Here is a 15,065-nt window from a genome sequence, read left to right as displayed (position 1 = left end):
CTCGGGGGCTCGCCCGATGGCCCGAGGCAGGCGCGGGGCCGGACCCGGTCTCTGCCGCTAAGCGGGGCGACGGCACCCGGCGAGGAGGGCCTCGACCATCCGCCCGGCGTCGGCCCGGTCGTAGTCGGGGCCGGTGATGCAGAGGTTCCCGATGGCGCGCATGAGCGTGTAGGCGGTGATGCCGGGGGCGACCTCGTCGGCGGCGGCGCAGGCGTCGAGCAACGTCGCGCAGGCCGGGACCAGGGTGTCGAGCATGAGGGCGTGGAGGTTCTCCAGCCCCGGATCACCGGACCCGAGAGCGGCACCGAGACCGTGCTTGGTCACCAGGAACTCCACGAACGCGTCCACCCAGCGGGTCAGCGCGGTGAACGGGGAGGCCGATTCCTCCAGGAGGCGGGGAGCGAGTGCGGTGCAGGCGTCGATCTGGTGGCGGTAGACGGCGGTGACGAGGTCCGCCCGGGTCGGGAAGTTCCGGTAGATCGTGCCCACGCCCACGCCGGCGCGCTCGGCGATGTCGCGGATGGGGGCTTGGACACCCTGGTCCACGAAGACCGCCGACGCGGCCGCCAGCACACCGCTGCGGGTGCGCTGCGCCTGTGCCCGGCGTACTCCGACCGGCTCCGTCACGGGACCTCCATTGCTCGCGGAACAATGTTCCGCTAAATTGGCGGAACGACGCTCCGCCAAAGTATGGCAGAGCGGCTCCATGGAGAAAGCGCAGGTCCCCCATGTCTTCCAGTCCTCTCGGCCGACAGATCGTCGCGGTCAAGCCCATCGCCGTCGCGGCACCCGGCCGCAGTGTCGATCTGCAGGTCAAGGTCACCGCCCCGCTGTCGGGCCACGACCTGCCCGTCATCGTGTTCTCCCACGGCAACGCCTGGTCCCTGGACGGATACGAGCCCCTCGTCGACCGGTGGGCGGCCGCCGGATTCATCGTGGTGCAGCCCACCCACCTGGACTCCCGCCGCAACGGCATCGGGTGGGACGACCCGCGCTTCGCCACCATCTGGCGCGTCCGGATCGCCGACCTCCACGCGGTCCTCGACGGCCTCGGCGACATCCTTCTCCAGGCCGGCGACCTGGCGACCCGGGTCGACCGTCAGCGCATCGCCGTCGTCGGCCACTCCTGGGGCGCCCAGAGTGCCGGCGCGATCCTCGGCGCGCGGGTGCTCGACGCCGACGGCGTGCCCGGAGAGGACTTCTCCCACCCCGGCGTCTCGGCCGGCGCGCTGATCGCCGTGACCGGAACCGGCGAAACGCTCACCCCGTTCGCCGCCGAGCACCTTCCGTTCATGAGGCCGGACTACTCCACCATGACCACCCCCGCCCTGGTCGTCGCGGGCGGCGAGGACCGGTCGCAGCTCTCCACCCGGGGCCCGGAGTGGTTCACCGACGCCTACCACCTCAGCCCGTCCCCGAAGAGCCTGCTCACCATCGCCGAGGGCGAGCACACTCTGGGCGGCATCGCCGGCGAGATGGTCGCAGAGACCACCGACGAGGACCCCGCCCGCGTCGCCCTCGTCGCCGACGCGGTCTCGGCCTACCTCCTCGACGCCCTCGAGCTCGACGGCACCGGGTGGAGCGCCCTCGGTGCCGCCGCGCCCGGCGACGGTGCGTGGAGCATCGCCGTCAAGTGAGCTCGACCGGCCAGCGGTATCCGGCCCGTATGACTGTCCTCACCGGACCTGACCTGCCACTTTGACAAAACATACGGACCACTGCATAGTTATACCCATCAGTGATTGCACCGTAAGGAGAAACCCGTGACCGAGCGCGTCGTACTCGCCTACTCGGGCGGCCTGGACACCTCCGTCGCCATCGGCTGGATCGCCGAGGAGACGGGCGCCGAGGTCATCGCCGTTGCCGTGGACGTCGGCCAGGGCGGCGAGGACCTGGACGTCATCCGCAAGCGCGCGCTCGCCTGCGGTGCCGTCGAAGCCGAGGTCGCGGACGCCAAGGACGAGTTCGCCGAGGAGTACTGCCTCCCGGCGATCAAGGCCAACGCCCTCTACATGGACCGCTACCCGCTGGTCTCGGCCCTCTCGCGGCCGACCATCGTCAAGCACCTCGTCGCCGCCGCCAAAAAGCACGACGCCGGGATCGTCGCCCACGGCTGCACCGGCAAGGGCAACGACCAGGTCCGCTTCGAGGCCGGCATCTCCGCGCTCGGCCCCGACCTGAAGTGCATCGCCCCGGTCCGCGACTACGCCATGACCCGGGACAAGGCGATCGCCTTCTGCGAGGAGAAGAACCTCCCGATCGCGACCACCAAGAAGTCCCCGTACTCCATCGACCAGAACGTCTTCGGACGGGCCGTCGAGACGGGCTTCCTGGAGGACATCTGGAACGCGCCGATCGAGGACATCTACGAGTACACCTCCAACCCCGCCACCCCGCGCGAGGCCGACGAGGTCGTCATCTCCTTCAAGGAGGGCGTGCCCGTCGCCATCGACGGCCGGCCCGTCACCGTCCTCCAGGCGATCCAGCAGCTCAACGAGCGGGCCGGCGCCCAGGGCATCGGCCGGATCGACATGGTCGAGGACCGGCTCGTGGGCATCAAGTCCCGTGAGGTGTACGAAGCGCCCGGCGCGATCGCGCTGATCACCGCCCACCAGGAGCTGGAGAACGTCACCGTCGAGCGCGAGCTGGCCCGCTACAAGCGGCAGGTCGAGCAGCGCTGGGGCGAGATGGTCTACGACGGCCTGTGGTTCTCCCCGCTGAAGCGGGCCCTGGACGGCTTCATCAACGAGGCCAACCAGCACGTCACCGGCGACATCCGGATGACCCTGCACGCGGGCCGCGCCGTCGTCACCGGCCGGAAGTCCGACGAGTCGCTGTACGACTTCAACCTCGCCACCTACGACTCGGGCGACACCTTCGACCAGTCCAAGGCGCAGGGCTTCATCGAGCTCTTCGGCCTCTCGTCCAAGATCGCGGCCAAGCGCGACCTCGCCTGACCCCTCTCGTTGTACAGCCGCCTCCCCGTCCGCACGCGGCAGGGAGGCGGCCGCATATCCGCACCCGGGCCCCCGACTTGGCCTTCGCTTTTTCTGAGGAGCACGCAGTGAGCAGCAACAACGGTGACGTCCGGCTCTGGGGCGCGCGTTTCGCCGACGGACCGGCCGAGGCGCTGGCCAAGCTGTCGGCCTCCGTCCACTTCGACTGGCGGCTCGCGCCGTACGACATCGCCGGCTCCCGCGCCCACGCCCGCGTCCTCAACAAGGCGGGCCTGCTCACCGAGGACGAGCTGACCCGGATGCGGGAGGGCCTGGACCGGCTCGAAGCCGATGTCGCGGACGGCTCCTTCACCGGCACCATCGCCGACGAGGACGTCCACACCGCCCTGGAGCGCGGACTGCTGGAGCGCCTCGGCCCCGACCTCGGCGGCAAGCTGCGGGCCGGCCGGTCGCGGAACGACCAGATCGCCACGCTCTTCCGGATGTACCTGCGCGACCACGCCCGGATCATCGGCGGCCTCGTCGCGGAGCTCCAGGGCGCGCTGGTCGGCCTCGCCGAGGCCCACCCGGACGTGGCGATGCCCGGCCGCACCCACCTCCAGCACGCCCAGCCGGTGCTCTTCGCCCACCACGTGCTCGCCCACGTCCAGTCCCTGTCCCGGGACGCCGAGCGGCTGCGCCAGTGGGACGAGCGCACGGCCGTCTCGCCGTACGGCTCCGGCGCGCTCGCCGGCTCCTCGCTCGGGCTCGACCCGGAGGCGGTCGCCGCCGACCTCGGTTTCGAGCACGGTTCGGTCGGCAACTCCATCGACGGTACCGCCTCGCGGGACTTCGTCGCCGAGTTCGCCTTCATCACCGCGATGATCGGCGTCAACCTCTCCCGGATCGCCGAGGAGGTCATCATCTGGAACACGAAGGAGTTCTCCTTCGTCACGCTCCACGACGCCTTCTCCACCGGCTCCTCGATCATGCCGCAGAAGAAGAACCCGGACATCGCGGAGCTGGCCCGGGGCAAGTCCGGCCGCCTCATCGGCAACCTGACCGGCCTCCTCGCCACGCTGAAGGCGCTGCCGCTCGCGTACAACCGCGATCTCCAGGAGGACAAGGAGCCCGTCTTCGACTCCTGCGACCAGCTCGAAGTCCTGCTCCCCGCCTTCACCGGCATGATGGCGACGCTCACCGTCAACCGCGAGCGCATGGAGGAGCTGGCCCCGGCCGGTTTCTCGCTCGCCACCGACATCGCGGAGTGGCTGGTGCGGCAGGGCGTGCCGTTCCGGGTCGCGCACGAGGTCGCCGGTGCCTGCGTCAAGGAGTGCGAGCAGCACGGTATCGAGCTGGACGAGCTGACCGACCAGCAGTTCGCCGCGATCTCCGAGCACCTCACCCCGGAGGTCCGCACGGTCCTCAACGTGCGCGGCGCCCTCGCCTCCCGCAACGGCCGGGGCGGAACGGCACCTTCCGCCGTCGCCGTCCAGCTCGCCGAGGTGAAGAAGGACCTGGAGGCGCAGAACGCCTGGGCGGCCGCCCGCCGGTAGCCGTACGCCTTCGCGTACGTACGGTGTCGTCGCAGGTGTACGAAAGGCGCAGCGGGCTACGTTGACCGGGGTAGGAGTACCGCAACCGACCCCGAGGAGCCCGCGATGCCCTTCACCGCCCTGGCCACCGCGACGACCCCGACCGCCCACATCGGACTGGGCCTCGCAGCCGTGGGGAGGCCCGGATACATCAACCTCCACCGGGACCAGGACTTCCCCGACGGCCGGGACGTGGAGGGCCTGCGCGCCCGTACGCACGAGCTGCTGGACGCGGCGTACGCGCAGGGCGTCCGGTACGTCGACGCGGCCCGCTCCTACGGCCGCGCCGAGGAGTTCCTCGGTGAGTGGCTGGACGCCCGGCCCTCCTTCACCGACCTGGTCGTCGGCTCCAAGTGGGGCTACACCTACACCGCCGACTGGAACACCGAGGCCGAGGTCCACGAGGTCAAGGACCACGGCCTCGCCACCTTCGAGCGCCAGCGCGCCGAGACCCGCGAACTCCTCGGCGACCGGCTCGACCTCTACCAGATCCACTCGCTCACCCCGGACAGCCCGGCCCTCGCCGACAAGGAGCTCCACGAGCGCCTGGCCGCACTCGCCGCCGACGGGGTCGCCGTCGGCTTCTCCACCAGCGGCCCCAACCAGGCCGACGCCATCCGCGCCGCGCTCGCGCTCACCGTTGACGGCAACCCGCTCTTCCGTACGGTCCAGGCCACCTACAACGCCCTGGAGACCTCGGCCGCCCCCGCTCTCGCCGAAGCCCATGACGCCGGACTCACCGTGATCGTCAAGGAGGGCATGGCCAACGGGCGGCTGGCCGGGGACGAGGCGCCCGCCGTCTTCCGCGAGATCGCCGCCGACGCGGGGGTGGGCGGCGACGCGGTGGCGCTGGCGCTCGTCCTGCACCAGCCGTGGGCCGGGGTCGTCCTCTCCGGCGCCGCCACCGCCACCCAGCTCGCCGGAAACCTGCACGCTCCCGTCGTCGGCCTGGACGAGGAGCAGCGGGCCCGGCTGGACGCGCTGGTGGAGGAGCCGGAGTCGTACTGGCGCCACCGCGCGGCCCTGCCCTGGCACTGAGCCGAGGGCCGCTGAGCCTCAAGGAGCTCGTCAGCCGGTCAGGACGACGAGCTCCTGAGTGGCCCGGGTCATCGCCACATAGCGGTCGACCGCGCCCGCCACGCCCTCACCGAACGCCTCCGGGGCCACGAGCACCACCAGATCGAATTCGAGGCCCTTCGACAGCTCCGGCGTCAGCGACCGTACGCGCGGCCTCGCCCGGAACGCCGGATCACCGATGACACATGCGATCCCGTCCGCGTGCGCGGCGAGCCAGGTGTCCAGGACCGCGTCGAGATCCGCCACCGGGCCGTATACGACCGGCAGGCCGCCGGAGCGGATGGAGACCGGCACATTGGCGTCCGGCAGCACGGCCCGGATCACCGGCTCGGCCTCCGCCATGACCTCCTCGGGTGTCCGGTAGTTGACGGTCAGCGAGGCCGAGGACACCCGGTCGAGCCCGACCCGCTCCAGCCGCTCCCGCCATGACTCCGTGAAGCCGTGCCGGGCCTGGGCGCGGTCGCCGACGACGGTGAAGCTGCGGGACGGGCACCGCACCAGCAGCATCTGCCACTCGGCGTCGGTCAGCTCCTGCGCCTCGTCCACGACGATGTGCGCGAACGGGCCCGCCAGCCGGTCCGGTTCGGTGCCGGATGATCCGTCCGGGTCGACCAGGGTGTCCTTCATGTCCTGGCCGTGCAGCATGACCAGCGCCCCTTCGCTGTCCGCATCGGCGTCGGCCAGGGTCTCGTCCGCGAGGAGCGCGTCGATGACCTGGGCCATGCCCGCGCGTTCGGCGGCCACGGCCGCCCGCGCCCGCTGCCTGCGCCGCCACTCCTCCGGATCCCCGACCCGCTGCCGCGCCGCGTCCAGGACCGGCAGATCGGAGACCGTCCAGGCCCGCGCGTCCGCACGCTGCAACAGCCGCACCTCGTCCCGGGTGAGCCACGGGGCGGCCAGGCGCAGATAGGCGGGGACCGACCAGAGATCACCGACCAGCTCGGCCGGATCCAGCAGCGGCCACGCCCGGTCGAACGCGGCGGCCAGCTCCCGGTCCTGGCCCAGCGCCTTCCGGACCAGCTCCGGCGCGACCTCCTCACCGTCGTACTTCTCCACCAGGAGCGTGAGCAGCTCCTGGTGGACCTGGTCGCGCGCCTCGTTGTGTACGGCGCCGGGCCCGGCCGCCTCGAACGCCACGGCCCAGTCGGCGGCGGTCAGCCGGAGGTCGGCCCAGGGGGTCGTGACCGTCAGCGGCTCGGTGGGCGGCACCTCGTAGAACCGTACGGCCGTCTCGACCGCCCGCACCAGCGCCGCCGACGCCTTCAGCCGCGCCACCTCCGGGTCTGTCTCGGCGGCGGCCGTGGCCCCTTCCTCCACCAGGTCCCGCAGGGTGCAGGTCTGTACGCCCTCCTCACCGAGGCTCGGGAGCACATCGGCGACGTACCCGAGGTAGGGCCGCGACGGGCCGACGAACAGGACCCCGCCCCGGCGGTGAGCCAGCCGCGGGTCGGAGTACAGGAGGTACGCGGAGCGGTGCAGGGCGACGACCGTCTTCCCCGTACCCGGCCCGCCGTCCACCACCAGCGCGCCCCGCGAACTCGCCCGGATGACGGCGTCCTGGTCGGCCTGGATGGTGCCGAGCACATCCCGCATCCGCTCCGACCGGTTGGTGCCGAGGCTCGCGATGAACGCGGACTGGTCGTCGAGCGCGGCATGACCGGCGAAGGCGTCCGGCGCGAACACCTCGTCCCAGTAGTCGCTGATCCGGCCGCCGGTCCAGCGGTACCGGCGGCGGCTCGCCAGACCCATCGGGTTGGCGTGGGTGGCGCCGAAGAAGGGCTCGGCGGCGGGGGAGCGCCAGTCGACCAGCAGCCGGCGGCCCTCGCTGTCGGTGAGGCCGAGCCGGCCGACGTACACGGGCTCGGAACCGTCCTCCGCGACCATGCGCCCGAGGCAGAGGTCGAGCCCGAAGCGGCGCAGGGTGCCCAGGCGGGCGGTGAGCCGGTGGATCTCCGCGTCCCGGTCCATCGCCTGCCGGCCGGTGCCGCCGGGTGCCCGGCGCTCGGCGTCGAGCCGGCCGGTCAGCTCGGCGATCGACGCGTCGAGGGTCCGGGCGACGGCGGCGAAGTGCCGCTCGTCGGAGGCGATGAGGGCCGGGTCGGCCTTGGGGGAGAGGCGGTCGGGGAGGTGGAAGGCGGTGGTGGTCATGGTGGTGCGTTCCGTTCTGCCGGATGCGGGGGTCTGCCGGGCGTACGGGACCGGTCAGCCGGTCGGTGCCGGTGCGCCGAACCACCGCGTCAGCCCGGCCACCAGCCCCTCGTGGTCCGCGCCCTCTCCCACCCAGGCCACATGCCCGTCCGGCCGCAGCAGGACGGATGGCGCGTCCAGTTCTCCGGCCGCGTCGGCCACGTGATCCACCCGGTCCTCCCAGCCCGCCACCGACAGCCCGCCCGTCCGGTCCAGCAGCAGGCCGCGGCCCTCGCGCATCAGCTCGTAGACGCGGCGGCCGCGCGCCAGCCGTACGTCAGGCAGCCGCCTGCCCAGCAGGTCGTGGCCCTCGCCGAGGTCGTAGCGGATGTCGACGGCGGTGACCATCCCGGTCACGTACGCGTTCACCTCCTCGAAGTCCATCAGCCGGGCGAACAGTTGGCGCAGCGCGGTCGCTCCCGGGTCCGACCCCAGCAGCGTGATCTGCGCTCGGGTGTTGTCCAGCACGCGGGCGCCGACCGGGTGGCGTTCGGCGTGGTAGCTGTCCAACAGGCCTTGCGGTGCCCAGCCGTTGACCTCGGCGGCCAGCTTCCAGCCGAGGTTGAACGCGTCCTGCACCCCGAGGTTGAGCCCCTGTCCGCCGGTCGGCGGGTGGATGTGCGCCGCGTCGCCGGCCAGCAGCACCCGGCCCACCCGGTACCGCTCGGCCTGCCGGGTGGCGTCGCCGAACCGGGAGAGCCAGCGCGGCGAGTGCACGCCGAAGTCGGTCCCGGCGACCGCCCGCAGCCGCTTGGTGAACTCCTCCAGGCTCGGCGCGCCCGCCCGCTCCTCGGACACGCGCTCGGCGGGCACGATGACGCGGTGCGTCCCGTCGCCGTTGGGGATGGTGCCGAACCGCAACTGGGTCCTGCGGACCTCCGCCACCACGGCGGCGACCACCTCCGGCTCCTCGGTCATCTCCATGTCGCCGAGCAGCGTCTCGACCGTGGCGGGCTCACCGGGAAAGGCGATGCCCACCTCCTTGCGCACCACACTGCGGCCGCCGTCGCACCCGACGAGATAGCGCGAGCGCAGCCGCGTCCCGTCCGCCGTCCCGACGGTCACCCCGTCACCGTCCTGGCTGACCGCGACCACCTCGCAGCCACGCCGGATCTCCGCGCCCAGCTCGATGGCCCGCTCGCGGAGCAGCCGCTCCGTGACCGGCTGGAGCGTGGAGAGTCCGTACGGGTGGGCCGTGTCCAGCCGGTCCGGCCACGGCTTCTGGATGCCGCCGAAGAACCCACCGACCTGGAACTTCTCGCTCTCTGCGAGGAACCGGTCCAGCAGCCCGCGCTGGTCCATCACCTCGACGCTCCGCACATGCAGGCCGCGCCCCCGGCTCTCCCGGGTCGGCTCGGCTAGCTTCTCCAGCACCACGGTCCGCACCCCGGCCAGCCGCAGCTCGCAGGCGAGCATGAGGCCGGTCGGTCCACCGCCGACCACGATCACGTCGATCATCACTGTTCCGCCCTCGTCGACGTCGAATTCCCGAAGCCCGGCGCTCCTGATCCCGGCTTCGGCCGTCGATTCTGCGGCATATGGGGGGCCTTGCGGCAAGACCCCCCATCCGCTATAAGTTAAGAGTGGTAAGGAGTGGGTTCACCTCCTGATCGCCTCCCACCTTCTTCTCCCGCCTCATCCCCGCCGCTCGTGGGGCATCGGGCTCCTCGCGGCGCACCGCACCCCCTCCCTGAGCGGTCGCATCCCTACCGATGAGACAGTCATGTCTCATGTGGGTTATCGTCGTCTCATGACTCTCGACCGTGAGCAGGTGCTGCGCAGCGCCGCCGCTCTGCTGACCCACAAATCGACCGCCACCATGGACGAGGTCGCCAAAGCAGCCGGAATCGGCCGCGCCACCCTCCACCGCCACTTCGCCGGACGCGACGCGCTGGTGAAGGCGCTGGAGGATCTCGGCATCCAGGCGTTCGAGGCGGCCCTGGACGCCGCCCGGCTCGACGAAGGCACCTCGGAGGAGGCGCTGCGCCGTCTCATCGCGGCCGTCGAGCCCAGCGCGGGCCTGCTCTCGTTCCTCGTCACGGAGAACCAGCTCTTCGAGGGCGACCAGGTCCACGAGGGCTGGAACCGGGCCGACGCCCGGGTCGCCGCCTTCTTCCGCCGCGGCCAGGAACGCGGCGAATTCCGTATCGACCTCACCCCCGCCTGGCTGACCGAGGCCCTCTACGGGCTCGTCGGCACCGGCGCCTGGGCCGTCCAGGTGGGACGGGTCGCCACACAGGACTTCCAGTACATGATCGTCGAGCTGCTGCTCGGCGGAGCCCGCCGGAGCGTGGAGCAGTGACCAGCATCGACCAGCACCCGAAGACCACGGACCACGAGCGCCGCCCCGGGCGGTGGATCGCGCTCGCCGTGCTCGTCCTCGCCGTGCTGCTGGTGGCCGTCGACGCCACCGTCCTCGGCCTCGCCACCCCGTTCCTCAGCGAGGACCTCGCCCCCACCGGCAACCAGCTGCTCTGGATCGGTGACGTCTACTCCTTCGTCATCGCCGGCCTGCTCGTCTCGATGGGCTCGCTCGGCGACCGCATCGGCCGGAAGAAGCTGCTGCTGATCGGCGCCGTGGCGTTCGGCGCGGTCTCCGTCCTCAACGCGTACGCGACGACGCCCGAGATGATGATCGTGGCCCGGGCGCTGCTCGGTGTCGCGGGCGCCACCCTCATGCCGTCCACTCTCGCGCTGATCCGCAACCTCTTCCACGACCCGCGCGAGCGCAGCCTCGCCATCGGGATCTGGGGCGCGGCCGCCTCGGCGGGCGCGGCGGTCGGGCCGGTCGTCGGCGGGTTCCTGCTCGAACACTTCTGGTGGGGCTCGGTCTTCCTGATCAACCTGCCCGTGATGGCCGTGCTCGTCGTCGTCGGCGTCAAGCTGATCCCGGAGTCGAAGAACCCGGCACCCGGCCCGTGGGACATGCCCAGCGTCGGGCTCTCGCTGGTCGGCATGATCGGCATCGTGTACGCCATCAAGGAGACGGCCTCGCACGGGCTGAGCTGGGGTCCGGCCGCGGCGGCCGTGCTCGGTGCCGGCGCGCTCACCTGGTTCGTCCGCAGGCAACTCCGCCTGCCCGCGCCGCTGCTGGACATGCGGCTCTTCCAGCACCGGGGCTTCTCCGGCGCGGTCCTCGCCGACCTGCTGACCATCCTCGGCCTGTCGGGCCTGGTCTTCTTCCTCTCCCAGTTCCTCCAACTGGTCCAGGGACGGGGCCCGCTGGAGGCGGGCCTGGCCGAACTGCCCGCCGCCATCGGCGCGGTGACCGCCGGTCTGCTGGCCGGATTCGCCGCCCGCCGGTTCTCGGTGCGCTCGGTCGTGGCGGGCGGGCTCGGCGCCGTCGGTCTCGCACTGGGTACGGTGACGCTGCTCGACCAGCACACCGGCTACCCGCTCCTCGGCTCCATGCTGCTGGTCGTCGGCGTCGGCGCCGGGTTCTCCTTCACCGTCACCGCCGACGTCATCCTCTCCAGCGTCCCGCAGGAGCAGGCCGGTTCCGCCTCCGCCGTCTCCGAGACGGCGTACGAGCTCGGCGCCGCCCTCGGTATCGCCCTGCTCGGCTCCATCGTCACCGGCGTCTACCGCGGCTTCCCGACCCCGGCCGGCATCCCCGCCGACGTCGAAGCGGCGGCCCACGAGTCGCTCGGCGGCGCCGTCGAAGCGGCCACCGCCCTGCCCGCCGCCCAGGCGGGCCCGCTGATCTCGGCGGCCCAGGAGGCGTTCGTCGAGGGCATGCGGTCCGCCGCGGGCGTCGGGTCGGTGGTGCTCCTGGCGGCGGCCGTCGCCGCCTGGTTCCTGCTGCGGGGCCAGAAGCTGGAGGACGGCATCGAGCACCCGTAGTACGCCCTCACGTGGAAGGGCCCGCACCCCGGTCTCACGGGATGCGGGCCCTTCCACGTACCAGGCTCCACGCGATCAGGCGGCCTTGGCCTTCGTCGCGTACATGTCCACGTACTCCTGGCCGGAGAGCCGCATCACCTCGGACATCACCGAGTCGGTCACCGCCCGCAGCACATAGCGGTCACGGTCCATACCCTCGTACCGGGAGAACTCCATCGGCTCGCCGAACCGCACCGTGACCTTGCCCGGCCGGGGCAGTCCGGCGCCGCCCGGCTGGAGCTTGTCGGTGCCGATCATGGCGAACGGGACCACGGGGGCGCCCGTCATCAGCGTCAGCCGCGCGATCCCCGTACGGCCCCGGTAGAGCCGGCCGTCGGGGGAGCGGGTGCCCTCCGGGTAGATCGCGAACGCCTGGCCCTCCTCCAGCACCCGGCGGCCCGTCATCAGCGCCGCGACGCCACCCCGGCCGCCGTCCCGGTCCACCGGGATCATGCCGCAGCCGGTGAAGAACCAGGCCATCAGCCGGCCCTTGAGCCCCTTGCCGGTCACGTACTCGTCCTTGCCGATGTAGAACACCGGCCGGTCGCAGCAGACCGGCATGATCATCGAGTCGATGAAGGTGAGGTGGTTGCCCGCGAGGATCACCGGCCCGGTCCCGGGAATGTTCTCCGCGCCCTCCACCTGTGGGCGGAACATCAGGCGCAGAATCGGTCCGAGCACTGCCTTGATGACCGTTTGACGGGACAACGGTTCCTCCGGTGTCGTGGCCGGGCCGGCCGGGGCGAGTGAGGTGGTGCGAGGCGGTACGGCGTGTGGTGCGGGGTGGTGTCCGGTGGTGCGAGGTGTTGGACTGTGCAGGTGAGGACGATACTCGCGGGTATGCCCTGATCGCACATCGGGTTCACGGAGTGGATACGTCGTGTTGACGTGTGTTTCCGCCATGTTCGCCTCGGATCCGCCCCGCTGACCTGCCCGTCCGCCTACGATCGGGCCGCGCCCGACCGGGCCAGGACAGAACCGAGCGAGGAGCATTCATGACGGAGCGTGCGACCGGCACTCCCGGCCGGCGGACCCTGCTGGGCGCCGCCGTACTCGGAACGGCGGCCCTCGGTCTCGCCGGCACCGCACAGGCCCAGGCCGCCGAGCGCGGACGCGGGGGCCACGGAGGCGGCCACGGTTCGCTGCGGGACCTGCCCGTACCGACGGTGATCGGCCACCGCGGGGCCAGCGGCTACCGCCCCGAGCACACCCTCGGCTCCTACCAGCTGGCGCTGGACCTCGGCGCGCACATCGTGGAGCAGGACCTCGTGCCGACCAAGGACGGTCACCTCGTCTGCCGCCACGAGAGCGACATCACCGCCACCACGGACGTCGCCGACCACCCCGAGTTCGCCGGCCGCAAGGCCACCAAGAAGATCGACGGCGTCAGCTACACCGGCTGGTTCACCGAGGACTTCACCCTCGCCGAGCTCAAGACCCTGCGGGCGAAGGAGCGCATCCCCGGCAACCGCCCCGACAACACCCTCTACGACGGCCGCTGGACCATCCCGACCTTCGAGGAGGTCCTGCGCTGGGCCGACCGGGAGGGCCGCAAGCGCGGAAAGCCCGTCTGGCTGTACGTGGAGACCAAGCACCCCACGTACTTCCGGAGCCTGGGCCTCGGCCTGGAGGAGCCGCTCGCCCGGCTGCTGCGCCGCTACGGCCGCGACCGCAGGAACGCCCCGCTCATCCTCCAGTCCTTCGAGCCGAGCTCCGTCCAGCGCCTCGCCCGGCTGGTCGACACCCCGCGCATCGTCCTGCTCTCCGGACCGACGACCCGGCCCTGGGACTTCGTCGAGTCCGGCGACCCGCGCACGGTGGCCGACCTCGTGACCCCCGCCGGGCTGAAGTGGATCGCCTCCTACGCCCAGGGCATCGGCCCCACCCTCGACCTGGTCATCCCCAAGGACGCCGCCGGCCGGCTCACCGCGCCGACCACGCTGGTGAAGGACGCCCACGCGCGCGGCCTGCTCCTGCACCCGTACACACTGCGCAACGAGAACAGCTTCCTCCCCGCCGACTTCCGGCGCGGAACCGACCCCAACGCCTACGGCGACGTGTTCGGCGCCGCCGCCGCGTACTTCGCCACCGGCATCGACGGCATCTTCTCCGACCACCCGGACACCGCGCTGCTGGCGGCGGCGGACGTCAAGGGGCGCTGAGCCTTCTTCCGGGAGGCTGAGCCCTTCCCGGCGAGGCTCGCGCGCGCGTCAGCCGCCGGGCCTCCGTGCCCCGGTCGGGTGGTGCGGTCCGCGCCGGGCAACCGGGCGGGCCGCCACCACGTTTGCCGGGGCATGACGCTTCTCGATCATGAACCCGGCCGGGCCGCCGCCACCGCTCTCGTCGTCCGCTTAGAACCGCTGGTGCGGGCCGAGGCGGGAGCGGAGGCGCCCGCCGCCGGCCTCGACCCCGCCGACCTCGAACAGACCGTATGGCTGCGGCTCCTGGAGCGCCCTGTGGCCGCCGGACCGCCCGGTGACCCGGCCCGCTGGGTCCGTGACACCGTCCGCGCGGAGGCCCGGAAAGGCCGCCGCGCGGCCCGGCGGGAACGCCCGTACGCCGGAACGGAACCCGCCGCTCCGCACACCGGCTCCCCGGAACGGGCCGCGCTCGGAGCCGCCGAACGCCGGGCGCTCCGCGCGGCGGTGGCCCGGCTGCCCGAGCGCTGCGCCCGGCTGCTGGACGCGATGCTGGCGCCCACCGACCCGACGTACCGGGAAATCGCAGGGGAGTTGGGTATGTCACAGGGGAGCTTGGGCCCGATCCGTTCCCGTTGCCTTGGATGTCTGCGCAGAATGCTGGCGGCGGAGGTTGCCGTCCCTGAACTTCGGGGAAGGGTGCGGTAGGCAACCGGGCGGACAGGTGAGCGGGAGGCGTGCACACATGGGCATGAGCGTGATCATCTCGGCGGCGACGGCGCAGGACGCGGAACAGATCTTCCGGCTCCAGTACCTCTGCTTCCAGCGCGAGGCGGAGCTGTACGACAACTACCGGATCGACCCGCTGGTCCAGACGCTGGACGCGGTACGCGGCGAAGTCGCCGACGACCTGGTCTTCGTGGCCCGCCTCGGCGACGAAGTCGTGGGCTCCGTCCACGGATTCACCGACCCGGACGGTACGGGACAGATCGGCCGGCTCTGCGTGCACCCCAGGCTCCAGGGGCACGGGCTCGGCACCCGGCTGCTGAACGCGGTGGAGGCGGCCCTCGCCGCCGACCGCGCCGCCACCCGCTTCCGGCTCCACACCGGCCACCGCAGCGAGAGCAACCTGCGGCTCTACCGGCGGGCCGGCTACGCCCAGGTCGGCGACGTCACCGGGACGGACGGCGTCCGGCTCATCCTGCTGGAGAAGGAAGCGGCGGCCCAGGAGTTCGTGGCCAGCGCCTGAA

13 protein-coding genes are annotated in these 15,065 nt (G+C 72.1%); 9 read left to right on the top strand and 4 right to left on the bottom strand.

The features are described 5' to 3' along the window. Positions 1 to 57: 57 nt before the first annotated feature. Positions 58 to 627, bottom strand: a complete 570-nt coding sequence (locus ACIRR8_RS23380; protein ID WP_404068015.1) for a TetR/AcrR family transcriptional regulator — start codon at positions 625 to 627, stop codon at positions 58 to 60. A gap of 101 nt (positions 628 to 728) precedes the next feature. Between ACIRR8_RS23380 and ACIRR8_RS23375 the strand changes: the two genes are divergently transcribed. The 4 genes from ACIRR8_RS23375 to ACIRR8_RS23360 all read left to right on the top strand — a co-directional run bounded on the left by ACIRR8_RS23375 (position 729) and on the right by ACIRR8_RS23360 (position 5,569). Continuing rightward, positions 729 to 1,637: an alpha/beta hydrolase family protein gene (locus ACIRR8_RS23375; RefSeq protein WP_404068013.1), complete on the top strand. Its 909-nt coding sequence runs from the start codon at positions 729 to 731 to the stop codon at positions 1,635 to 1,637. Between the two features lie 126 nt (positions 1,638 to 1,763). Next, positions 1,764 to 2,957, top strand: coding sequence for an argininosuccinate synthase (locus tag ACIRR8_RS23370; RefSeq protein ID WP_201105399.1), 1,194 nt, complete (start codon positions 1,764 to 1,766; stop codon positions 2,955 to 2,957). Positions 2,958 to 3,064: 107 nt separating this feature from the next. Further along, the gene (gene argH / locus ACIRR8_RS23365; RefSeq protein WP_404068010.1) at positions 3,065 to 4,492 is read left to right on the top strand and encodes an argininosuccinate lyase; all 1,428 of its coding nucleotides are present in this window, start codon (positions 3,065 to 3,067) and stop codon (positions 4,490 to 4,492) included. Between the two features lie 105 nt (positions 4,493 to 4,597). Then, positions 4,598 to 5,569, top strand: a complete 972-nt coding sequence (locus ACIRR8_RS23360; protein WP_404068008.1) for an aldo/keto reductase — start codon at positions 4,598 to 4,600, stop codon at positions 5,567 to 5,569. 30 nt (positions 5,570 to 5,599) lie between these two features. Here ACIRR8_RS23360 and helR read toward each other — a convergent pair whose 3' ends face one another. Beyond that, positions 5,600 to 7,756: an RNA polymerase recycling motor ATPase HelR gene (helR, locus tag ACIRR8_RS23355; RefSeq protein WP_404068006.1), complete on the bottom strand. Its 2,157-nt coding sequence runs from the start codon at positions 7,754 to 7,756 to the stop codon at positions 5,600 to 5,602. Between the two features lie 54 nt (positions 7,757 to 7,810). Further along, positions 7,811 to 9,253: a rifampin monooxygenase gene (gene rox / locus ACIRR8_RS23350; protein WP_404068003.1), complete on the bottom strand. Its 1,443-nt coding sequence runs from the start codon at positions 9,251 to 9,253 to the stop codon at positions 7,811 to 7,813. A gap of 292 nt (positions 9,254 to 9,545) precedes the next feature. On the opposite strand from rox, the gene ACIRR8_RS23345 reads away from it, so the two are divergent. Together ACIRR8_RS23345 and ACIRR8_RS23340 are read left to right on the top strand one after the other, a co-directional pair. Next, positions 9,546 to 10,097, top strand: coding sequence for a TetR/AcrR family transcriptional regulator (locus tag ACIRR8_RS23345; RefSeq protein ID WP_404068000.1), 552 nt, complete (start codon positions 9,546 to 9,548; stop codon positions 10,095 to 10,097). Then, on the top strand, positions 10,094 to 11,638 hold the full coding sequence (locus ACIRR8_RS23340; RefSeq protein WP_404067998.1) for an MFS transporter: 1,545 nt from the start codon (positions 10,094 to 10,096) through the stop codon (positions 11,636 to 11,638). Before ACIRR8_RS23345 ends, ACIRR8_RS23340 begins: the two co-directional genes overlap by 4 nt. A gap of 75 nt (positions 11,639 to 11,713) precedes the next feature. On the opposite strand, the gene ACIRR8_RS23335 is transcribed toward ACIRR8_RS23340, so the two are convergent. Further along, positions 11,714 to 12,385 (bottom strand): lysophospholipid acyltransferase family protein, encoded by a 672-nt coding sequence (locus ACIRR8_RS23335; RefSeq protein WP_404067995.1) that lies wholly within the window; start codon positions 12,383 to 12,385, stop codon positions 11,714 to 11,716. A gap of 287 nt (positions 12,386 to 12,672) precedes the next feature. Here ACIRR8_RS23335 and ACIRR8_RS23330 point away from each other — a divergent pair, with 287 nt between their 5' ends. From ACIRR8_RS23330 to ACIRR8_RS23320, 3 genes are all read left to right on the top strand, one after another. After that, positions 12,673 to 13,839, top strand: coding sequence for a glycerophosphodiester phosphodiesterase (locus ACIRR8_RS23330; RefSeq protein WP_404067992.1), 1,167 nt, complete (start codon positions 12,673 to 12,675; stop codon positions 13,837 to 13,839). 132 nt (positions 13,840 to 13,971) lie between these two features. Further along, a complete protein-coding gene (locus ACIRR8_RS23325; RefSeq protein ID WP_404067989.1) occupies positions 13,972 to 14,523 on the top strand; it encodes a sigma-70 family RNA polymerase sigma factor in 552 nt (183 codons plus the stop codon). 37 nt (positions 14,524 to 14,560) lie between these two features. Beyond that, positions 14,561 to 15,064, top strand: coding sequence for a GNAT family N-acetyltransferase (locus tag ACIRR8_RS23320; RefSeq protein WP_356756398.1), 504 nt, complete (start codon positions 14,561 to 14,563; stop codon positions 15,062 to 15,064). The last annotated feature ends 1 nt before the right edge of the window (position 15,065 follow it).

The organism is Streptomyces sp. NPDC101178, assembly GCF_044767965.1.
Taxonomy (GTDB): domain Bacteria; phylum Actinomycetota; class Actinomycetes; order Streptomycetales; family Streptomycetaceae; genus Streptomyces.
Note: the sequence above shows the minus strand (reverse complement) of the source record. Positions and strands in the feature narration are given on the sequence as shown.